The 21,613-nt window shown below is 68.4% G+C and carries 18 protein-coding genes; 8 read left to right on the forward strand and 10 right to left on the reverse strand.

Features of this window, described 5'->3' with window-relative positions; translation table 11 throughout:
• Positions 1–68: 68 nt before the first annotated feature.
• On the forward strand, positions 69–1,256 hold the full coding sequence (locus R1L06_RS03290) for a benzoate/H(+) symporter BenE family transporter (RefSeq protein ID WP_049421023.1): 1,188 nt from the start codon (positions 69–71) through the stop codon (positions 1,254–1,256).
• Positions 1,257–1,262: 6 nt separating this feature from the next.
• On the opposite strand, the gene R1L06_RS03295 is transcribed toward R1L06_RS03290, so the two are convergent.
• The 5 genes from R1L06_RS03295 to egtB form a co-directional block, all read right to left on the reverse strand.
• On the reverse strand, positions 1,263–2,039 hold the full coding sequence (locus tag R1L06_RS03295) for a DUF2628 domain-containing protein (RefSeq protein WP_317216904.1): 777 nt from the start codon (positions 2,037–2,039) through the stop codon (positions 1,263–1,265).
• 49 nt (positions 2,040–2,088) lie between these two features.
• Positions 2,089–2,955 (reverse strand): D-hexose-6-phosphate mutarotase, encoded by an 867-nt coding sequence (locus R1L06_RS03300; protein ID WP_317216905.1) that lies wholly within the window; start codon positions 2,953–2,955, stop codon positions 2,089–2,091.
• 40 nt (positions 2,956–2,995) lie between these two features.
• Complete coding sequence (locus R1L06_RS03305; protein WP_317216906.1) at positions 2,996–4,264, reverse strand: lytic murein transglycosylase; 1,269 nt, start codon at positions 4,262–4,264, stop codon at positions 2,996–2,998.
• An 84-nt stretch (positions 4,265–4,348) separates the two neighbouring features.
• Complete coding sequence (gene egtD, locus R1L06_RS03310; protein WP_317216907.1) at positions 4,349–5,323, reverse strand: L-histidine N(alpha)-methyltransferase; 975 nt, start codon at positions 5,321–5,323, stop codon at positions 4,349–4,351.
• Complete coding sequence (gene egtB, locus R1L06_RS03315) at positions 5,320–6,591, reverse strand: ergothioneine biosynthesis protein EgtB (protein ID WP_317216949.1); 1,272 nt, start codon at positions 6,589–6,591, stop codon at positions 5,320–5,322. Before egtB ends, egtD begins: the two co-directional genes overlap by 4 nt.
• A 150-nt stretch (positions 6,592–6,741) precedes the next feature.
• On the opposite strand from egtB, the gene R1L06_RS03320 reads away from it, so the two are divergent.
• Positions 6,742–8,022: a GGDEF domain-containing protein gene (locus R1L06_RS03320; protein ID WP_317216908.1), complete on the forward strand. Its 1,281-nt coding sequence runs from the start codon at positions 6,742–6,744 to the stop codon at positions 8,020–8,022.
• Positions 8,023–8,025: 3 nt separating this feature from the next.
• On the opposite strand, the gene R1L06_RS03325 is transcribed toward R1L06_RS03320, so the two are convergent.
• A complete protein-coding gene (locus R1L06_RS03325; protein WP_317216909.1) occupies positions 8,026–8,418 on the reverse strand; it encodes a YchJ family protein in 393 nt (130 codons plus the stop codon).
• A 102-nt stretch (positions 8,419–8,520) separates the two neighbouring features.
• Between R1L06_RS03325 and R1L06_RS03330 the strand changes: the two genes are divergently transcribed.
• Positions 8,521–9,300, forward strand: a complete 780-nt coding sequence (locus tag R1L06_RS03330; RefSeq protein WP_014039007.1) for a sulfite exporter TauE/SafE family protein — start codon at positions 8,521–8,523, stop codon at positions 9,298–9,300.
• A 96-nt stretch (positions 9,301–9,396) separates the two neighbouring features.
• Here R1L06_RS03330 and R1L06_RS03335 read toward each other — a convergent pair whose 3' ends face one another.
• The 4 genes from R1L06_RS03335 to folE all read right to left on the reverse strand — a co-directional run bounded on the left by R1L06_RS03335 (position 9,397) and on the right by folE (position 15,675).
• A complete protein-coding gene (locus R1L06_RS03335; RefSeq protein WP_317216910.1) occupies positions 9,397–12,777 on the reverse strand; it encodes an ATP-binding protein in 3,381 nt (1,126 codons plus the stop codon).
• Positions 12,778–12,793: 16 nt separating this feature from the next.
• Complete coding sequence (locus R1L06_RS03340) at positions 12,794–13,495, reverse strand: DUF4194 domain-containing protein (RefSeq protein ID WP_005411692.1); 702 nt, start codon at positions 13,493–13,495, stop codon at positions 12,794–12,796.
• Entirely contained in the window at positions 13,482–14,951 is a 1,470-nt protein-coding gene (locus tag R1L06_RS03345) for a DUF3375 domain-containing protein (RefSeq protein WP_317216911.1), read from the reverse strand. The genes R1L06_RS03340 and R1L06_RS03345 overlap by 14 nt, the downstream gene beginning before the upstream one ends.
• 112 nt (positions 14,952–15,063) lie before the next feature.
• A complete protein-coding gene (folE, locus tag R1L06_RS03350) occupies positions 15,064–15,675 on the reverse strand; it encodes a GTP cyclohydrolase I FolE (protein ID WP_004141296.1) in 612 nt (203 codons plus the stop codon).
• A gap of 701 nt (positions 15,676–16,376) precedes the next feature.
• Here folE and R1L06_RS03355 point away from each other — a divergent pair.
• From R1L06_RS03355 to R1L06_RS03375, 5 genes are all read left to right on the forward strand, one after another.
• Positions 16,377–16,832, forward strand: a complete 456-nt coding sequence (locus R1L06_RS03355) for a MarR family winged helix-turn-helix transcriptional regulator (protein WP_012481667.1) — start codon at positions 16,377–16,379, stop codon at positions 16,830–16,832.
• Positions 16,833–16,940: 108 nt separating this feature from the next.
• The gene (locus R1L06_RS03360) at positions 16,941–17,150 is read left to right on the forward strand and encodes a DUF1656 domain-containing protein (protein WP_010487502.1); all 210 of its coding nucleotides are present in this window, start codon (positions 16,941–16,943) and stop codon (positions 17,148–17,150) included.
• Positions 17,147–18,064: an efflux RND transporter periplasmic adaptor subunit gene (locus tag R1L06_RS03365; protein ID WP_317216912.1), complete on the forward strand. Its 918-nt coding sequence runs from the start codon at positions 17,147–17,149 to the stop codon at positions 18,062–18,064. The genes R1L06_RS03360 and R1L06_RS03365 overlap by 4 nt, the downstream gene beginning before the upstream one ends.
• Positions 18,061–19,521: an efflux transporter outer membrane subunit gene (locus tag R1L06_RS03370; RefSeq protein WP_317216913.1), complete on the forward strand. Its 1,461-nt coding sequence runs from the start codon at positions 18,061–18,063 to the stop codon at positions 19,519–19,521. The genes R1L06_RS03365 and R1L06_RS03370 overlap by 4 nt, the downstream gene beginning before the upstream one ends.
• Before the next feature lie 3 nt (positions 19,522–19,524).
• Positions 19,525–21,564 (forward strand): FUSC family protein, encoded by a 2,040-nt coding sequence (locus tag R1L06_RS03375; RefSeq protein ID WP_317216914.1) that lies wholly within the window; start codon positions 19,525–19,527, stop codon positions 21,562–21,564.
• The last annotated feature ends 49 nt before the right edge of the window (positions 21,565–21,613 follow it).

Below are 21,613 nucleotides of genomic sequence, written 5' to 3' on the forward strand. Positions count from 1 at the left end.
CCCCCCCCCCCCCCCCCCCCCCCCCCACAAGGGCTATCAATGCACGGATGCACAGTGGAGAGACGGCAATGAACATGCAGGTGCGGCAAGCGTGGTGGCGCGACCTTTCAGTACCGGCCCTCGTTGCCGGCTTCATTACTGTGCTGGTCGGCTTCGCCAGTTCGGCCGTCATCGTGTTCCAGGCTGCACAAGCCGTCGGTGCCAACCAGGCACAGATCGCCTCATGGATGTGGGCACTGGGACTGGGCATGGGTGTCACCTGCATCGGGCTGTCGCTGCGCTATCGCGTGCCGGTGGTGACCGCGTGGTCAACCCCGGGCGCGGCGATGCTGGTGGTCGGTGCAGGCGGTGCCTCGCTCGCTGAAGCCACCGGTGCATTCCTGCTCGCTGCGGTGCTTGGCATGCTGGCAGGCTTCTCCGGCATCTTCGCCCGGTTGATGCAGCGGGTGCCGATGGCGCTGGCCGCCGGCATGCTGGCCGGGGTGCTGCTGCGCTTCGGCCTGGACGTGTTCGTGGCCATGAACACCCAACTGGTACTGGCGCTGGCCATGTTCGCCACCTGGCTGGGCGGACGCCGCCTGTTCCCGCGCTATGCGGTCATCGCCACTCTGCTGGTCGGCATCGCGGTGGCGGCCAGCCGTGGCCTGCTGCACGCACAGCAGGTGCAGCTGCAACTGGCGGTACCGCAATGGGTGACCCCATCCCTGTCCTGGACTGCAGTGGCTGGCATCGCCCTGCCCCTGTTCGTGGTCACCATGGCCTCGCAGAACATTCCGGGCGTGGCGGTGATGCGCGCATCCGGCTACGACGCCCCGGTGTCGCCGCTGATCGGCTGGATCGGTGTGGTCAATACGCTGCTGGCACCGTTCGGTGCATACGCACTGAACCTGGCGGCAATCACCGCAGCGATCTGCATGGGCCGCGATGCGCATGAGGACCCGGCACGACGCTATACCGCAGCGATGGCGGCCGGCGCCTTCTACATTGTCGTCGGGCTGTTCGGCGCCACCGTGGCCGCACTGTTCGCGGCGTTCCCGAAAGAGCTGGTGGCCTGCGTGGCCGGTATTGCGCTGTTCGGCACCATCGCCAACAGCCTGGCCAGTGCGCTGGCAGTAGAGCGGGACCGCGAGGCGGCACTGGTCACCTTCCTGGTCACCGCCTCGGGCGTCTCACTGGCCGGCATCGGCTCGGCGTTCTGGGGCCTGGTGGCCGGTGCGCTGTGCCTGGTAGTACTGCGGCCCCGCCAGGGACGCTGACCTGCCCTACCCCGCCAATGCGGCGCCGACGGTGCTCAGCACCACCGCGATGACGATGGCGATCAGTGTGGCGACCACGCTGGTGCCGCCGCGCGCGGTCAGCTCGCTGCGCAGCCGTGCGTCATCGCCGCCGGTGACGGCACGGGCCTGGGCGATCAGGCGCTGGCAGTGTGCCAGGTACCAGCTGTTGCCAAAGATGCCGGTGGTGATGCTGAGCGCGAAGGTGATGACCAATGACAGGCCATCCGGTACATCCAGCAAGGTCTCCACCACACTGATCAGCAGCAGCAGACCAGCCCACATCGCCGCCAGGCGGTACATCCTGCGGTACATCATCCAGATCAGGCCGAGCAGGAAGGCCGGCCAGTGCCAGGTGCCACTGCCCGTGGCGATGCCGCCCTGATCCAGCCGCCAGCGCTGGCGATAGATCGGGAAGTTGCCACCGACCACGCTGGCGTACAAGGCCATCTCGCCCTCCAGCCCTGCAGCCGCAGCCACATCCGGTGCAGCGACCGGCGCACGATAGGGGTCGGACGGATCGCCGACGCTCGGCGCAATGCCCTCGGCCGCAGGCGCTGCGTCGATATCCAGGACCGGAGCCACCTCGACCTGCGTTGAGGCCTGATCCAGCTCCGCCAACGGCCGCCACGAGGGCATGCCCTCGCACCAGAGCAGCGTTCGCGCCGTGACCGTCCCTTCCCGCTGCAGCTGGCGAAGACCGGCCAGATCCACCGGCCCACTGCTCTGCCTGCCATTGGCGTACCACCATTGTGCTTCCTGCATGTTTTCCGTCCTTGCTACTGCATCGACAAACTGAAACCGCTGCCAGCGCCTACAGCGCGGTACTGGCCAGGGTCTGCACCAGCTGATGGCGCTCACCCGGCGCAAGCGTAATCTGCTCCGGGCCTGCGTTGGCCACTTCCAGGCAAACGTAATCGTGCCAACCATCGCCGACATCGGCCATTTTCGCTGCCGCCTCCGCACCGGGATTCCAGGCCACCAGCGTCTGGCTGCCTTCGCTGCGGATCTCGATCCGCCGCTGCAGTACGGGATCACGCAGCACGTAATGGCCGTCGGCACCGGTATAGATGCGATCGCTGCGACCGGGGTCACGCGGATCGCGCAATGACCACGGTCCCTGTTGCAGGCGCAGCTGCGCATAGTCCTCGTACTTGTCCAGGTACTGCAGGCCGTCAAGGCCCTCGACCTCGACCTGGTTGGCATCGCCCACCCGGAAATAGCTGTGCAGGGCCTGGGTGAAGGTCACCGGCGAGGTTCCGGTGTTTTCGGTGACGAGCTGCTGACGCAGCTGGCGGCCGATGCGCAACTGCATCTGCAGCCGCAGGCCGGGATCGGCGCAGGGTGCAGGTGCCAACTGCAGCTCGACCTCACCGTCATCGCCCTGGCTGGCCTGCAGAAGCTCCCAACGCGCAGTGCGCACCAGGCCATGCGCGGGCACATCATTGTTCTGGCCCTGGCGCCCGAACCACGGCCAGCACACCGGGACGCCACCGCGGATGGGCGTGGGCAGCTCGGCGCGCGTGGGCGAAAGCCACAGTACATCGGGCTGCCCATCGGGAATGAACGACAGCAGCTGTCCGCCGAACACGCTGATGACCGCCGTCGCGCTGGGGGTGCGCACGTGCCAGGCCTCCAGCCCGTGATACAGGCCGCTGCTGATGTCCGGATCCGACTGCATGCGATGACGCTCCTTGAAGACCGCGGCGATGATGTCGCGGTCAGCGTGCCTGGGGCAAGGCCTTCTGCGCAGCGGGTGCGATGGCGGCCGCCTCTTCCTGCAGCGCGCGCAGGATGCGTTGGCCGGCACGCCCATCGGCATTGGCCCAGCCCAGGCGCTGCTGCTCGGACTGGATCGCGCGACGGGTGGCGGTACCGATCATGCCGTCGGCGGTACCGATGTCGTGGCCACGCGCCAGCAGCAGGGTCTGCAGCTGACGGCGTTCATCGCGGCCGATGCCGGGATCATCCGTCGGCCAGGCGGTGGCCAGCCCGTTGCCGCCACGCAGCTGGTCAGCCAGCGTGGCGATCGCCAGCGCATAGCTTTCGGCGGCGTTGTAGCTGTAGATCGCGTCGTAGTTGCGGAACACCAGCAACGCCGGGCCCTTGTTGCCGGCCGGCAGCAGCAGGGCGGCGCGCGCATCCGCCGGCAGGTTGGCCGGAGCCAGCGCACTGCCATCCAGCGCGGTCAGGCCCTGCGCACGCCAGTCGGCCAGGGCGCGACGCTGGGTACGTCCGGCCTGGCTGGCGTTGAAGCCAGCGGGAACGAGAACTTCCATGCCCCACGGCTCGCCACTGCGCCAGCCGGCACGCTTGAGGTAGTTGGCAGTGGAGGCCAGCGCATCGGGAATGCTGCCGACCAGATCGCGGCGGCCATCGCCATCACCGTCCACGGCGATGCGTGCGTAGGTGCTGGGCATGAACTGCGTATGCCCGAAGGCACCGGCCCAGGAACCGGTGAGCCCCTGTGCCTGCAGGTCGCCGCGGTCGATCAGCTTGAGCAGTGCCAGCAATTCCCCGCGGAAGAATGGTTGGCGACGGCCGGCGCAGGACAGCGTGGCCAGTGATTGCAGCAGGGGGCGCTTGCCGAACACGCGGCCGTAGTCGCTCTCCACGCCCCAGACCGCGACGATGGTGGCCGGATCGACGCCGTACTGCGCCGACACTCGATCGAGCAGGTCGCGATGCTGCTGCAGCATGGCGCGACCATCAGCCACGCGCTGGCGATCGACCAGCGCGGCCAGGTAGTCCCAGATCGGCGTGGTGAATTCCGGCTGCGCGTCGAGCAGGCCGAGCACGCTGGGGTCCGGGGTGAGGCCGGCGGTGATTCCGTTGAAGCGCTCGGCGCTGATGCCCTGGCTGGCGGCCGTGGCCTGCAGGCCCGAAAGGCAGCGGCTGAAGGCCGGATCGACGCTGGCATCCGGTGCTGCAGGCAGCGCGGGGGGCGAGGCGAGAGCGGCCGCCAGGCCGAGGGTGGTCAGAATGGGCATGGCGTCCTCCGTGTTGCCGTTGCACGGCCATCTTAGGGGTAGCGGTGCTGCAGAACCTGAAGGGGTACCGGCTGGCCGGCCGCCCTAGATGGCACGCAGCAGGCGCAGGCCGTAGGCGGGACTGTCGGCATTCCAGCGCTGCGTGACCTGCAGGCCCGCCTGCTGCAGCAGCGCCTCGAAGCTGTCGTCGGTGTACTTGTGGCTGTACTCCACACGGATCGGTTCGTCGGCGGCGAAGTGGAAGGTGCGGCCGTCCAGATGCACATCCTGCGCCCAGCGGCTGACCAGATCGGTTTCGATGCGCAGCCGCGCGGTGCTGTAGCAGGCACGGTGGTGGAAGCCGTCGAGGTCGAAGTCGCTGCCGATCTCGCGATTGAGCCGGGCCAGCAGGTTGAGAGTGAACGCGGCGGTGACACCCTGCGTGTCGTTGTAGGCCGCTTCGATCAGCGCCGGGTCCTTGTGCAGATCGATGCCGACCAGGGCCAGGCCGTCGCGGCCCATCGTCTGGCGCATCGCCCGCAGCAGTGCGACCGAGTCTTCGCCTTCAAAGTTGCCCAGCGTGGAACCGGGGAAGAACAGCAGCCGTCGCGCGGGTTCGCGCTCGGGCATGGGAACGGCGACGGGGCGGGTGAAGTCGGCACAGACCGGCAGCATCTCCACCTCCGGCAACGCCGGCGCCAGATGATCGATGCTGGACAGCAGCGCGGCCCGCGAGATTTCAATCGGCGTATAGGCCACCGGGTCGTGAAGTGCGGCCAGCAGCAGCGCGGTCTTGCGTCCGCTGCCACTGCCCAGCTCCACCACGTGCAGACGCGGGCCAACGCTGCGGGCGATGTCCGGCAGCACACGCTTCAGCAGGGCCAGCTCGGTGCGCGTGGGGTAGTACTCGGGGGTCTGCGTGATCTGCTCGAACAGGCGCGAGCCACGCGCATCGTAGAAGTACTTGGACGGCAGCTGGCGCGGCGTACGTGAGAGTCCGGCCACTACGTCGGAGAGGATCTGCTGCCGCCCGGGGGTGAGATCGGTCAATGCCTGCAGCGCGTCATGCACGGTGCTCATGTGAGGTCCCTGGCCAGGCGCAGCCCGGAGAACTGCCAGCGCGCCGGCGGCATGAAGAAGTTGCGGTAGCTGGCGCGCACATGGCCGCGGGGTGTCGCGCAGCTGCCGCCACGCAGCACCCACTGCCCGCACATGAACTTGCCGTTGTACTCACCGAGGTTGCCGGCGAAGGGACGGAAGCCCGGATAGGCGCCATACGCGCTGTGGGTCCACTCCCAGACATCGCCGAACAGCTGCCGCATTCCACTGCCCTGCGATGCCTGCGGATGCAGCCGGTCGTCGTCAGCGAAATGGCCGCGCAGCGGCTGCGACGCAGCGGCGGCTTCCCATTCGTACTCGCTGGGCAGGCGCGCGTCGGACCAGCGGGCGCAGGCATCGGCCTCGTAGTAGCTGAGGTGGCAGACCGGCGCGTGCGGATCCAGTTCGCGCCAACCGCCCAGGGTGTACTCGCGCTGCAGGGCGTCATCCCAGTACAGCGGGTGCTGCCAGCCCTCGGCTTCGCGCAGCGCCCAGCCTTCGCTGAGCCACCAGCGCGGTTCGCGATAGCCACCGGCGTCGATGAAGGCCCGGTACTCAGCATTGCTCACGGGACGCTCGGCCAATGCGTGCGCGGGGAGCAGCACGCGGTGCGCTGGCGATTCGTTGTCGTAGGCGAACGCGGCCTGCTGCGGCCATGCCGCGGCGCCGACGGTGACGATGCGCTCGGGTGATTCGATCCAGCCCTGCGCACTGGCAGCGCTGGTGGCAGGCTGCAGGTCCTCGCGGTAGGTGGGCTGCAGCGGGTTGCACCAGAACGCATGCTTGATGTCGGTGAGCAGCAGTTCCTGATGCTGCTGCTCGTGCTGCAGGCCCAGCTGCAGATGCTGCAGTGCCTGTTCATCGAGATCGCCCGCCGCCAACCGCGATTGCACCTGCGCATCGACCTGCTGGCGGTAGTCGCGCACCTGCTGCAACGAGGGCCGCGACAGCAACCCGCGCTGTGGCCGCGCATGCGCCGGGCCGATGCTCTTGTAGTAGCTGTTGAACAGGTAGTCCCAGCCCGGGTCATGCGCTGGCGCGGTGGCGAAACCCGCCAGCACGAAGCGTTCGAAGAACCAGGTGGTGTGGGCCAGGTGCCATTTGCTCGGGCTGGCGTCAGCCATGCTCTGCAGCATGGCGTCCTCGGCACTGAGCGGCGCGGCCAGCTGCAGGCTGCGCGTCCGTACATGGGCGAACTGGCGGGCGAGATCGTGCTGCGGGGCAGCGACGGCGGCGGGTACGCTGTCCATGTGGGCAGCATCGGCGCTGGACGGTGAGTGCGACGTCATGGTTCGGCGTCACTTCGTTCACATGGATGAGCCTGCCGCATTCAAGATGCAGGCACGCACGCCGCTAACGGCAGTGCTGCGGCCGCGTCGTCACCGCGCTGGAATTCCTGCTTGCCCCTGCATCCGCTCCGCCAGCCTGCGCATTACCTGTTCGTGCTGCCTGCCGTGCTGGTTGCCGTGGTGGTGTGGACCGCATTGGATACCGCAGACGTGGCCAGCCCGGCGCAGCGCATCCTGCCCTGGCTGCTGGCCTGCCTCGGTGCCGGCCTGGCCCTGCTCTACCACCAGGTGCGCACGTTGTGCCTGCTGATGGTTGTGGCGGTGATGTTCGCGCTGCTGCACCAGGACGTCGCTGGCTACCTGCGCAATGGCCATGTCACCACGCTGACACCGCTGCGCTTCCACGCCATCTCGGCCTGGTTGCCGCTGTTGTCTGCCGGCCTTGCGTTGTGGCCGGAGCGCGGACGGCGGCGCCAGGACCTGCTGCTGCGCGGTATTGCCATCGGCACCGCGGTGATGATCTTCCTGCTGCTAGCCACACAGCAGCCGCGCGGCATGCACGATCTGCTGTCGAACCGTCACTGGGCCTGGATTCCCGCCGACTGGAACGCGCTGGCGCAGCTGCCGGCGCTGCTGTTCCTGCTGGCGACCGCAGCGTTGGGCTGGCAGGCGTGGCGGCATCCTCGGCCACTGCACACGGCGATGCTGCTGGCCCTGCTGTGCCTGTGGTGGATGCTGCCGCGGATCTTCCTGCAGCCGGTGCTGCTGCCGGCGCTGAGCAGCGCCGCCCTGCTGCTGATGCTGGGCGCGATGCTGCAGGAGTCCTTCCACATGGCTTTCCGCGATGAGTTGACCGGCCTGCCGGGGCGACGGGCATTCAACGAGACCCTGCAGCGGGCACGCGGCACCTACAGCATCGCGATGGTGGACGTGGACCACTTCAAATCATTCAACGACACCCATGGCCACGACACCGGAGACGATGTACTGCGCCTGGTGGCCTCGCGGCTGGCGCGGGTGGGCGACGGTGGCCGTGCATTCCGCTATGGCGGTGAGGAGTTCGCGGTGGTGTTCCTGGACCGCCCTGCGGCGGCCTGCATGGATGCCGTGGAGGCGCTGCGGCAGAGCATCGAGGAGACCCGCATGCAGCTGCGCGACCGCAGCACCCGCAGCCGCGATGACGAAGCCGGCCGCCAGCAGCGCGGACGCGGTGGCAGCGGCCAGGTGGTACAGGTGACAGTGAGCATCGGCCTGGCCGACAGCCATGTGGATCCGCGCCCGATGGCAGTGGTCAAGGCCGCCGACCAGGCCCTGTATGTGGCCAAGGACGGCGGCCGCAACCAGGTGCGCGCGCACGGCGGCCAGCGCGTGCTGGCTGCGCGCAGCGCGTAGGGCTCAGACCGCGTCGAGGTAGTACCAGCGGCCGTCGATGCGCTGGAAGCGGCTGTGTTCGGCCATCTTGACCGCACTGCCGCCGCCGACGCGATAGCGCGCGGTGAAGCGGACATCGGCGCTGTCAGCCCCGGTGACGGTGTGCTCGTGTACGGTCAGGCCCAGCCAATGGGTACGCTGGCCGGGTGCTTCATCCAGTGACAGTTCGGCCGGACGCGTGTCCGGGTGCCAGCTCTGGCGCAGGTAGTCAGCCAGACCGCGCACGTAGGCGCTGTAACGCGAACGCATCAGGCGCTCGGCATCGGGCGCGGCTTCACCGGCGTGGAAACGGCCGCAGCAGGCGGCATAGTCGGCGGGAAGGCCACAGGGACAGGGATCGGCGGGTTTTCGGCTCATGCCGGCATTGTCGCCGGGTTGCGCGGATTGATCCACGCGCGGCACGGGCCAGCTGAAGCAGGACAGGCGTATGCTGTCGCGCCCCCACCTTGATTGATCGCCGTGCTGGAACTGGTTCCCCCTGAGTTGTGGTGGCTGGTGGTGATCGCCTTCATCGCCGGTCTTGTGGATGCCGCCGTGGGTGGCGGTGGCCTGGTTCAGCTGCCCGGCCTGTTCACGGTGCTGCCGCAGCAGACGCCGGCGATGCTGTTCGGTACCAACAAGTTCAGTTCGATGTTCGGCACCGGTGCGGCTGCCTGGCGCTATGCGCGCAACGTGCGCTTCCCGTGGAAGCCGGTGCTGTTCGCGGCCGGCACCGCCTTCATCTTCTCCTTCGCCGGGGCCACCGCGGTGAGCCTGCTGCCCAAGGACGCGGTGCGCCCACTGGTGCTGGTGCTGCTGATCGCGATGCTGGCCTACACGTTGTGGAAAAAGGACTTCGGCGCGCTGCACCGGCCGCAGGAAATCGGCCGCCGCGAGCTGGTGATCGCGCTGGCGATCGGTGCAGCGATCGGCTTCTACGATGGCTTCTTCGGGCCGGGCACCGGCAGCTTCCTGATCTTCCTGTTCGTGCGCTTCTTCGGCCTGGATTTCCTGCGCGCGTCAGCGGCATCGAAGGTGGTGAACCTGGCGACCAATGTGGCGGCGATCTCGTTCTTCGTGCCGACCGGCAACATCCTGTGGCTGTTCGCGCTGCCGATGGCGGCGGCCAACATCATCGGTTCGGTGGTGGGCACGCGGTTGGCTCTAAAGGGCGGCACGCCGTTCATCCGCAAGCTGTTCGTGGGGCTGGTGGTGGTGCTGATCGCGCGGATGGCGTGGGATACGTTCCGCGGAGCGTGAGTGCGGTTGCCGGCCAGCGGCCGGCACTACCGGGTCATGAACCCCGCCCATGGGTAGTGCCGGCCGCTGGCCGGCATTCCCATTCAATCGGCCGGGTCAGGCCTCCGCTTCTTCCGGTTCGTTGGCCTGCTGGCGGCTGCGCTCGGGCAGCTTCAGGCGCTTGCCTTCTTCGTCGTACTCGATCAGCAGCACGCCGGAGTCGTGGCGGCCGCTGATTTCGACGAAGCAGGCGCCACCGATGAACGGCTCCAGCGTCATCACCGACTTCAGCGGGGTGGCCACCACCATCTGGAAGCCGAAGTTGTCGAAGATGTTCATCGCCAGTGCGGTGAACTCGTTGTCGGCCTTGTCGAAGGCTTCGTCAAGCACGACCGCGGCGTAGCTGGGCAGCTGGCTGTCAGCGCCGCCGAGCTGGTAGCGCAGTGCCGCCGCCAGGCAGGTGGTGGCCAGTTTCTGGCGCTGGCCACCGGACTTGCCGGCACCGCTGCGGTAGATCTCGACCTGCTGGCGCGTTTCCGCATCCAGCTCGACGCCGATGAACTCCACGTGCATGCGCACGTCCAGCACCAGTTCGCGCCAGCGCTTGTCTTCGCCTTCCTGTGAACCCAGGCGGTTGACCAGCTGGCGCAGCACGGTGAACTGCGATTCGGCCAGCTCGCGCTGCTCGGTCTGCTGCTGCGACAGCACCTCGCGCAGCTGCAGGTGGAACTCACCGACTTCCGGCAGGCGGCGGTCGCTCAGTTCAATGGTCAGCAGCGTGCCACGGTTGAACGGCACCTGTTCCAGGCTGGCGTTCACCTCGTCCAGGCGCTGGCCGATCGACTTGCGGGCCTCTGCACTGTGGCGCTGCAGGGCCAGCAGGTTGTTCTTGCTCTGGTTCTGCAGCAGGTCGAAGAAGCGCTCTTCGTGCTGCGGCAGGCCGTCGCGCTCCAGGCGTTCGAGGCGGGCGAGGAAGTCCTCGGCCGAGGCCACCGAGACGGTGAAGTCGCCCGATTCCTCCGGCCACTGCTGGATGAAGCGACGGAAGCAGCCGATCAGCTGGTTCTCGATGCGGTTGAGGTCCTGCTGCGAGGACGACAGCTGCTCGTTCAGCGCGTTGCTGACCTGGCGCATGTGCGCTTCCAGCGTTTCCAGGCTGAGCGGGCCCTGCTCCTGCAGGCGCTCGGCGAGGCCGGCTTCCTGCTCCTGGGCCAGGCTCGGCAGCACCAGCGCACGGCTCTGCTGGCGGGCGCGGTCGAGGCGATCACGTTCCTTGACCAGCTGGCCACGCTCGACACGGACGTCTTCATAGGTGCGGCGGGATTGTTCGATGTCGGCGCGCACGGCGTCGATCTGCTTGGCCAGCTTGGCGAGGTCGGCGTTGCCTTCACGCAGGTCGCGCAGAGTCGCTTCGATATCGCTCAGGCGCTGCTGCGGGGCAGCGATGTCGATCTCGTTCCAGCTGATGCTGACCAGCTCGTGGCAGGCCAGGCGGCGCTCATTGTCGCGGTCGCGCTGGCCGCGCAGGCGTGCGATGTCGGTCTCGCAGCTGGCGATGCGCTTGGCCAGTTCCTGTGCTTCGCGCTCGAAGGCGCCCACCTTGTCGTGGTTGTTGAAGCCGAGGATCCAGCGGCGGCGGTCGCCCACCGCACTGCGGTCGTCCTTCTCGAAACGGTCGCCCGGATGCTTGACCTGGCCTTCGCGGGTGATGCCGCGGTCGACGTTGCGCAGCTGCTTGGCATCCACGCATTCGTAGTCGAAGCGCTTGCCGAGCTCGCGCCGCAGCCAGCTTTCGAACACATGCTCGCGCAGTTCCAGCTTGTGCAGCAGCGACTTCGCCGACGGCTCGCGCGCGAACGCATCATCGTTGCGGCGCACGCGGTAGTAGGTGAAGCGCATGCCCAGGTGGGTACGGTTCACCCACTCGGCGACGTCGTTGTAGTGCTTGTCATCGACCAGCAGCGACAGCGCGAAGCCGCCCAGCACGCGCTCGATGGCGCCCTGCCAGCCCTGCTCTTCCGAGCGGACCTGGATCAGCTCGCCGACGAAGGGCAGCGCCGCTTCGGCGATGCCGGTTTCCTCGGCCAGGCGCGCGCGCAGCTTCTGCATCGGCGCCGGAATGTTGGACGGCGTGCGCTGCATCGCTTCGAGTTCGCTGCGCACTTCACCGAAGCGGCGCTCGTCATCGCGCTTGCCGCCGAGGCGATCGCTGATCGCATCGTCCAGTGCCGCCGAGGCACGCTGGCGGTCCTGCAGTTCGCTCTGCGCGCGCTCGACCAGCTCGGCGAAACCATGGGCATCGTCGGGCAGTTCGGCCTGCAGCTGCTGTGCCGCCTCTTGGGCCTGGTCACGCTTGGCCTTGCGGCGGTCGCGCTCGGCTTCGGCACGGCCCTGCTCGCGCTCCAGTTCCTCGATGCGCTCACCGCCTTGCTGGCGGCGCTGCAGTTCCAGTTCGGCCAGGCGCTCGGTGTGGTTGTCGAGCGCGGCGCGGCGCTGGGCCTCTTCGCCGAGCAGGCCACGGTCACGCACGTCCATCTCGCGCAGGCGCGCTTCGATCAGCGCCTGGCGGCGGCTTTCGCGGAAGCTGTCGACGCCGAGCTTCAGCGCTTCGTCGTCGCCGCGCTGGCGGTGCATTTCCTTCAGGTCGTTGTAGTAGGCGCGTGCCGGCAGCAGGGTTTCCACCTGGCGGCGCGCGGTGACCACGGCCTGGTGCGCGCCATCGAGCTCGGCGAAGTCGCTGACCAGGCGCTCGGCGGCGTCGAAGGTCTTCGGCGTGTCGAGCATGAAGTCGCGCAGGAAGACGTTGAGGTCGCCCAGGTTCTTCGCCGACTGCGTCTTGTGCAGCAGACGCAGCGCCATTTCGTTGTCGATACCGAGCAGGTCGCGGAAGCGCTCGGCGTAGCCGGAGAAGGTGTCGAAGTGGTGCAGGTCGGACAGCTTCTGCTTGAGCTTGCGCAGGTCCAGGTCGAAGCCGCCGAGATCCTTGGCGATGTCGAACGGACGCTCGGCGATCATGTAGTGCTTGCGTACGTCACCGGCCGAGGTGCCGTTGCCGGAGATCCACAGCAGGCGCACCAGGCTGACCACGCGGCCATCGCCGGCGCGGTATTCCAGCACCAGTGCGGTCCAGGTCGCGCCCTTGCGCAGGTACTGGGTGGCGATTTCGCCGGTGCCGCTGTCCTGCTGGTCGGCCCAGGCGCCACGCACATAGGACACCAGGTTGCGGTCGCGGCCACTGCGCTCGGCTTCACGCGCGGCGGCGTTGAAGTCGACGATGGCCGGCGGCGTCAGCAGCGCGGACATGGCATCGAGCAGGGTCGACTTGCCCGAGCCGGAACGGCCGACGAACAGGAAACCGCGCTCGGCGATCGGCACTTCGGTCAGGCCGTTGAAGGTGCCCCAGTTGTGCACCTGCAGGCGGCGCATGCGGAACTGCTGCAGGCGCGGGTCCGGCAGGCCTTCGTTGAACAGGGCGGGGGTGTGCTTGGAGATAGCCATGCGATGGTCGGGTCTCTCAGGCCTCGGCGGCCGGGGTTTCGCGCAGCTGGCGGTAGACCGCCGAAAGCTGGGACACGTCTTCGGCGGAGAACAGCAGCTTCAGCGCCGGCGAGACTTCGTGGCGGTCTTCCTGGCCGCTGAGGCGGGTCAGGATGTGGTTGTCCTTCATCTTCTGCACCGCCGAAGCGACACGGCGGTTGAAGCCGGCGCGGTCGGTGGACAGGTTCTTTTCGTAGATGGCCAGCGCTTCGGCCATCTCGGCGTCGGCGACCACCGCGCGGTTGCCGCGCGCATCGGCCTCGGCCAGCTGCTGGCGCAGGTACAACAGCAGCACCGAATCGATGAAGGTCAGCGGCGAGGTGCGCAGCAGTACCGGCGCATCCACGTCTTCGGTATCGGCCTGGCGGGTGAACGCTACGCCGCTGTCACGGTCGAGCACCAGTTCCAGGAACAGGTCCGCCAGCGACGAGCGGATGGCCGCCTCGCTGCGGATCAGCGCCGGCCACAGCTTGGCGTGACGCAGCTGGTCGATGCTGGGGCCGATCAGCAGCTGGCACAGCGCGCGGCGCGCATCCAGCGGCAGGCGCCCGGTGTCGCCGAGGTAATAGACGTCGTTGCCACGGCGGGGCTGCGCCACGGCCGCCACCGGTTCGGCTTCGTAGGCGTCTTCCGCCACGTCGGCCTGCGCTGCGTCGATGGGATCTTCATGCCAGCTCATGGCGTCTCTCCTGGGTGAACCAAACCAGCGGGATGCGGGCGCGACGGACCTGGCCGTCGCCACCACGCCATTCGGCAAGCTCCTGCTCGCCGGCGACCACGTTGCCGAAGCGCGTGCCCAGCGACAGGTAGCCGATGACGCTGCCCAGGCCCTGCGGCGCTTCACGCTGCGACAGCGCCTGGGCGATGCTGAGCCGCGGCTGTGCATCGAGCAGGTCGTGCAGGTCGCGGCGCAGGGTGCGGAAGTCGATTTCGGACGAAGCGACCAGATCGCCGACGCTTTCCAGGCTGATCGCGGCCGCGTCGTTGTACTCGACGTTGCCATCGACCTGGGCGCTGCGTGGATCGTGCAGCCTCCACTGCGACCACGAGCGCAGGCGGCTGGTGGTCAGCTGCAGGTCACGGCCGATGCCGCGCTGTGCGGGGAACTCGTCGCGCAGCGCCAGCGCTTCGGACTGCGCCTGCTTCAGCAGCTGGTTGAGGCGGCGCTGTTCCAGGTAGCCACGGCTCTGCACGAAGCCGCGCAGGCTGCGCGCGAAGTTCTGCAGCACATCGTGCACCTGGCCACCGCGCTCGAGCATGGTGCTGGTGAAGCCACGCAGGAAGTTGCGCTCGTTGCGGTCCAGGCGGCGCGCGAAACCACGCGCCAGCACCGCTTCCAGCGCAGCATCGAGCTGGGCGCTCTGTTCGGCGTCGTTGAGCAGGCGCCAGAACGCCTGGAAGCTGCGGCCGGCATCGCTCTCGCCGATCACATCCACGCCTTCGAACAGCTGCGACAGCACATCGCCGCGCTCGCCCTCATCGTCGATGATGCGTTCGCGGAAATCACGGTTGAGCTGCTCGAAGTCGTCGCGCACGCGGCGGAAGTCCTCGGTCAGCTCGTCGGCCAGGCCGATGATCTGGCGCGCACGCTCCAGCGCGCGCTTGCCATCCAGCGCGATCACGCGGCCAGCACCGACGCGGGCGATCTCGGCGTCGATGCGGTCGCGCTCGTCGCGCAACGCCGACAGGCGCGCATCCGGATCGGACTCAGTCTGCGCGGCCAGCTGCGAGAGCTGTTCGATGACCAGCGCCAGCCGGCTTTCGGTGGCGGCCACTCGGGCCTGCTCGAGGCCATCGGCGAAGCGGATCGCCTGCAGTGCCGCGGTCGACAGCTCGTACTGCTCCTGGTCTGCGCCTTCGGGCAGGCGGCGTTCCAGCCAACCCTGGGCCAGCCAGTGCGCGATGTAAGCCTGCGCGGTACGCGGCAGGTCGCGCGACAGTTCGTCGCCGTTGAGCTGGTCCAGCGCACGTTGCAGGCGCTCGTTGAGCACCGACGACGACAGCGTGCGCTCGCCGTCCATCAGCAGCCCCTGCAGCAGGCCGATGATTTCCGGGGCGTGGTCGGCGGCGAGCAGCTTCCACTGGGGCTGTTCGCGCAGATGGCGGTAACGGGAGATGCGTTCGCGATGCTTCATGCAGCGAAAGAGGTCTGTTGGGCTGACAGGGACGAGCCGCCACGCACGGCTGCCGCGCGGGCAGCCGTGGGCATGCCGGCCCGCAGCGGCCGGCGGGGTGCAGGCAAGCGGCTCAGCGCTTGCCGCCCACTTCGATGAAGCGCAGGAACTCGGCGCGGGTACGCGCGTCGTCGCGGAAGCTGCCCAGCATCTTCGAGGTAACCATGCTGACGCCGCGCTTGTGGATGCCGCGGGTGGTCATGCATTCGTGGGCGCCTTCGACGACCACGCCGACGCCGATCGGCTGCAGCACATCCTGGATGCACTGGGCGATCTGCGCGGTCATCTTCTCCTGCACCTGGAAACGGCGGGCGTAGGCTTCGACGACGCGGGCCAGCTTGCTGATGCCCACCACCTTGCCGGCCGGCAGGTAGCCGACGTGCACGCGGCCGATGATCGGCGCCATGTGGTGTTCGCAGTGGCTTTCGTACTCGATGTCGCGCAGGACGATCAGTTCGTCGTAGCCGGCCACTTCCTCGAAGGTCCGCTCCATGTAGGCGCGCGGGTCGTCGCGGTAACCGCTGAACCAGTCGCCATAGGCTTCGGCGACACGGCGGGGGGTATCCAGCAGGCCTTCACGGGACGGGTCCTCACCGGCCCAGCGCAGCAGGGTGCGCACGGCATCCTCGGCCTGGTCCTGGGTCACGTCGCCCTGCGGGGCGGCCTTTTCGTTGTTCTTGCTCATTGCGTACAGCGTCCCGAACGGGGGGCGAGCATCGTACCCGACCGGGGGGTGGGTCGTCCTGTTGGGACGGTTCATCGGGGGGTCGTTGTTGGCGCGTCGTTGCTGTCGGCCTGGAGGGGGAGAGGGGGCTGCGCAGGACACGCCGTACACCCGTCCTTGGGGGCTCGATGGCGCCATCCATGGCGCCAACGGTCCTGCGCAGCCCCCTCTCCCCCTCCTTGATGGTTTCCTGCGGGCGCGGCCGGACCGCCCGAAAGCGGGGTCAAGAGCTGAGGTTCATGGCTTCGGAAGCACCGCGCGCGACTGCGCGACTGCTGTGGTGTCTTCTGCTTTGGTGGGTGCGGACCTTGGTCCGCACTGCTTCTGCCCTTGCCTTTAAAGAGCCAACCCTCCGCGCTCGCGGGATGTGGGACGGGTGGCGGAGGGCCGGACGGGGCAGGGCCGTGAGGCGCATGGATGCGCCGATCGAGCTTACATGGGTGAGGGCGCTTTGCTTGCGGAGCACTGCTTCGCAAGCGACCGAACGCCCAGCCGCCAGCGGCTGGGCCGGGCCCCGGAGGGGTACTTGCAGCGTGTCCTGCCCCGCCCGGCCCCCGCTGCCCTACCCGTAGCAACGTGGCGCAACGCTTTCCTCAACACACCCGCCCATTCATAAAAACCCATTGATAGGAATGAAATTAGTAGTATCCTATCTATCTCTTATGGACCGACCCCTCGACGAGCGCACCGTGCTGCAGATGCAGCTCAGCTCCGGCCTGCTGTACGCAGGGCGGCAGTGGCAGCGCCTGGCCGACAGCCGGCTCGGCAGCTACGGCATCTCCACCGCCTGCACCATGCCCCTGCTGATGATCGGCCGCTCCGGCGGTGGCATCCGCCAGGTGGCGCTGGCCCAGCAGCTGGGCATGGAGGGGCCTTCCCTGGTCCGCCTGCTGGACAAGCTGTGCGCCAGCGACCTGGTCCGCCGCGAGAGCGACGCCAGCGACCGCCGCGCCAACCTGCTGTGGCTGACCGACGCGGGTCACGCGCTGGTCAGCGAGCTGGAAGACCAGTTGATCGGCCTGCGCCAGGACGTGTTCGGCGAGCTTTCCATGGATGAACTGCACGCCGTGCTGAAGGCATGGCGCCTGCTGGCCGAGGCCGCCGACCGCATCACGTAAGACCGCTGTCCCCGAATACCGCCGCTGCCGTGCACACGCCAGCGGCTTTTGCCCGTTGCTGTTGTTTCGTTGTCCCTCCCCTCCCCCACCTCGCCCCCGCCCCTACCGATGCCCGGTGAATTCAGTCTCCACGGAGTGTTCGTCCCGACCCTGCTCGGGTTGATGTTGTTGGCCTATCTGGTCAACAGCGGCCTGCACGCGCTGCTGCAGCGTGCCGGCGCCTATCGCCATGTCTGGCATCCGGCGCTGTTCAACCTGGCGCTGTACGGAATCGTGCTGGGCCTGCTGTTCCACCTCCTGCGTTGGATGCAATCGTGAACAAGATCGTGAAGAAGACCCTGCCGGTGCTGCTCACCAGCGCAGCCGTGATCGTCGCCCTGCTGGTGCTGCGCCAGCTGTGGGTCTATTACATGGATGAGCCGTGGACCCGCGATGCCCATGTCGGCGCCGACGTGGTGCAGGTGGCACCGGATGTGTCCGGGCTGGTGGAAACGGTGCAGGTGGCCGACAACCAGGCGGTGAAGGAGGGCGACCTGCTGTTCGTGGTCGACCGTGCCCGTTACCGCATCGCGCTGGAACAGGCCAAGGCCAGCCTGGGCGAGCGCCAGGCCTCGGTGGCACAGCTGCGCCGCGAGATCGGCCGTGACCGCAGCCTGCAGGACCTGGTCGCCGCCGAGGACGCCGAAGTACGCCGCGCCAAGCTGCAGGCCGCACAGGCCGCGCTGGCCACCGCACAGGCGGCGGTCGACCTGGCCGAGCTCAACCTGGGGCGCACCGAGGTGCGCGCACCGGCCGATGGCCGGGTCAACGACCGCACCATGCGCGTGGGCGACTACGTGGTGGCCGGCAAGCCGGTGCTGGCGCTGCTGGATACCGGCTCGTTCCGCATCGATGGTTACTTCGAGGAAACCCGTCTGCGTGGCGTGGCCCCGGGACAAGCCGTGGACATCCGCCTGATGGGCGAATCGACCCCGCTGCGTGGCCATGTCGAAAGCATCGCCGCCGGCATCGAGGACCGTTACCGCAGCAATGGCAGCACACTGCTGCCGAACGTGACCCCGGCCTTCGACTGGGTGCGCCTGGCCCAGCGCATCCCGGTGCGCATCGCCATCGACGAGGTGCCCAAGGGCGTGGAACTGATCGCCGGCCGCACCGCCACGGTGACCGTGGACACCGGCCGCCATCCGCACAACGACAAGGCCGGCACCGCGCCGACACAGGCGGGCCTGTGAACGCCGCCCTGCCCCGTCTCGGCCTGATCGTCGCGCTGGCCAGCCTGGCCGCGTGCAGGACCGTCGGCCCGGACTATGCATTGCCGGAGGGCTCGGCGTTCAAGCGCCCGCAGGCCAATGCCGCCTTCATCGATACCCAGAACCGGCAGATCGCCGCCAACCAGGCGCTGCCCGACCGCTGGTGGTCGCTGTACAACGACCCGATGCTGGATGGCCTGATCACCCAGGCGCTGCGCGACAACGTTGAACTGAAAGCCGCCGATGCGCACCTGCGTCGTGCGGCGGCGGTGTACGAACAGGCGCTGGACGCCGGTGGCTTCGAGTACGAGGCCGAGGCCGGCGTCAGCCGCGCGCAGCTGTCGGCCGAATCGTTCCTGCAGGAACACGAGCTGCCGGTGATCAACCTGGCCGATGGCAAGTTCGCGGTCAGCTACCAGTTCGACCTGTTCGGCAAGCTCAAGCGCGGCGCCGAAGCGGCGCGTGCCGACGAGCAGTCGGTCGCTGCGGCGCGCGACCTGGCCCAGGTCAGCGTGGTCGCGCAGGTGGCCGACAGCTACCTGGAAATCTGCCACGCCAACCACGAACTGCACGTGGCCGAGCATTCGCTGCAGCTGCAGCAGCGCAGCCGCACGGTCACTGAGCGCCTGATCGCGGCTGGCCGCGGCACACCGCCGGAACTGGCCCGCGCCAATGCGCAGGTGGCGCTGCTGGAAGCCGCACTGCCACCGCTGCATGCGCAGCGCTCGGCCGCCGCCTATTCGCTGGCCGCCCTGCTCGGGCAGACCCCGGGTCAGCTGCCGGCCGGCGTGATCGACTGTGCACATGCCCCCAGCCTAGCGCAGCCGCTGCCGGTCGGTGATGGCCGTGCGCTGCTGCAGCGTCGCCCGGACGTGCGCCAGGCCGAGCGCAAGCTGGCCTCGGCCACGGCGCGGATTGGTGTCGCCACTGCCGAACTGTACCCGGACATCCGCCTGGGTGCCTCGCTCGGTGCCGCCGGCCTGCTGGAAGACTTCGGCACGCCGATGACCCAGCAGTGGTCGATCGGCCCGTTGATCTCGTGGACGCTGCCGTCCTCGGGCACGCATGCGCGCATCCACGCCGCCGAGGCGGGTGCCGATGCAGCCCTGGCCGAGTTCGACCATACCGTGCTGCAGGCGCTGCGCGAGACCCAGACCGCGCTGGATCGCTATGCGCAGGACCTGCGCCGGTTGCAGTCGCTGCGCATCGCGCAGGAGCAGGCCGCGCTGGCCGCCGAGCAGAACCGCCGGCTGTACCAGGGCGGCCGCACGCCGTACCTGTCCAGTCTGGATGCCGACCGCAGCCTGGCCACCAGCGACGCCACCCTGGCCGCCGCCGAAGCGCAGGTCTCGCGCGACCAGATCCACCTGTTCCTGGTGCTGGGTGGTGGCTGGCAGGCCAGCGCCGCCGCGCACAACGCCCCGACCGCAGCGAAGTAAGCCATGAACGCGCTGACCGACCGCCAGGCCTGGCTGTTCTCGATCAAGACCTACCTGGCCGCGGTAGCCGCGCTGTACATCGCCATGGCCGGCAACCTGTCGCGCCCGTACTGGGCGATGGGCACGGTGTACATCGTCAGCCAACCACTGCTCGGCCCCACCCGGGCCAAGGGCGTGTACCGCATCGTCGGCACGCTGGTGGCGGGCCTGGCCACCCTGTTGGTGCTGCCGGCGCTGGTGGAAACGCCGCTGGTGCTGAGCGCGGCGATGTCGATCTGGCTGGCCGGGTGCCTGTTCATGGCCCTGCTCAACCGTGGCCCGCGCGGTTACGCATTCCTGCTGGCCGGCTACACCACCGCCTTCATCGGCTTCCCGGCAGTGACCTCGCCGGAAACCATCTTCGACACGGTGGTGGCACGCAGCGAGGAGATCATCCTCGGTACGGTGGTGGCAGTGCTCTTTGCTTCGCTGCTGTTCCCGGCCTCGGTACGCCCGATGCTGCGCGCGCGCATCGGCAACTGGATGGAGGACGCCGCGCAGTGGTGCCGGCAGATCCTTGAACGTGGCCGCGCGCATGCGCCACGCAACCGGCTGGCCGCCGACCTGGTGCAGTTCGAGGCGCTGATCGAATTCCTGCGCCGTGATGATCCGCGCCATGCCGGTTCGGCGGTGTCGATGGAGCGCCTGCGCGAGCGCATGCTGCTGCTGTTGCCGGTGCTGTCCTCGATTGCCGACCGCCTGAGCGCGCTGCGCAGCGATGGCCACGCCCTGCCCGAAGGCCTGCCGGCGCTGGTCGATGACATCCACGACTGGCTGGACGGGCCGACCAACGCCAGCGAGTACGCCCGCCTGCGCGCGCGCATCAGCGCACTGAAGCCGCAGGTGGACCGCGACCTGCAGCATCTGCAGCTGGCCAGCCTGCTGCTGCGCCTGGAGGAACTGGTGGACCTGTGGCAGGACTGCCGCACGCTGCAGCACGCGATCGACCACGGCACCGCGCCGCTGGACCGCGCGCACTACCGCATCCGCACCGAACGCGTGGCCGCCGACAAGCACGTCGACTACGGCATGGCGCTGTTCTCCGCGCTCAGTGCCGGCGTGGCGCTGATGAGCTATTGCGTGCTGTGGATCGCGCTGGGTTGGGAAGGTGGTGGCAACGGCGCGATGATGGCCGCGGTGACCGCTGCATTCTTCGCTGCACAGGACGACCCGGCACCGAGCATGGTGTCGTTCCTGGTGTGGGCGATGGTCGCCTCGGTGGTGGCCGGTGTGTACCTGTTCGGTGTGTTCCCGGCGGTGCACGACTTCGGCCTGCTGGCATTGGTGCTGGCGGTGGCGTTCCTGCCGCTGGGCTTGATGCTGCACCACCCCAAGAGCGCGCTGTTCGCGTTGCCGTTGACGGTGAACCTGGCCGCACTGCTGAGCCTGCAGAACACCTACAGCGCCAACATCCAGACCTTCCTCAACTCGTCGATTGCGATGTTCATCGGCATTGGCTTTGCGGTGGTGATGACCCGCCTGTTCCGTTCGGTAGGTGCCGAGTGGACCGCGCGCCGCCTGGTGCGGCAGGGCTGGACCACGCTGGCCGAAGCCGCCGAAGGCCGTGGCCAGCAGGACCGCCAGCGCTTCGCCGCACGCATGCTCGACCTGCTGGGCCTGCTCGCGCCGCGCCTGGCGGCGACGCCAGAGGGCAGCGACATCGCCTCGGTGGACATGCTCAACGAAGCGCGCATCGGCCTGAACATCCTGCAGCTGCGTCGCGCACGGCTGGAACTGCCCGAACGCAGCCGCGAAGCGGTCGAGCACATCCTGGAAGAAATCGCCGTGCATTACCGCCGTCAGATCGCCGCGCACAAACCGATTGTGGCGGCCGAGGCGCTGCGGGAGCGGCTGGATACCTCGCTGGGCCGGGTCGGCAGTGTGGCCGCCTGCAAGGCCCGCGATGAAGCCCTGATGGGCCTGATCGGCCTGCGCTTCGCGCTGTTCCCGGAGGCGAAGGCATTGGCGCCGGGGTTGGCGATGCGCACAGCGACGCAGCCGTAGCGCGCTACCCTGTGCGTCCACAGACTCCGCGCAGGGGTCAGAGCCCTCT

The sequence above is a fragment of the Stenotrophomonas mexicanensis genome, assembly GCF_032911605.1.
In the GTDB taxonomy this organism is placed as follows: Bacteria; Pseudomonadota; Gammaproteobacteria; order Xanthomonadales; family Xanthomonadaceae; genus Stenotrophomonas; species Stenotrophomonas maltophilia_A.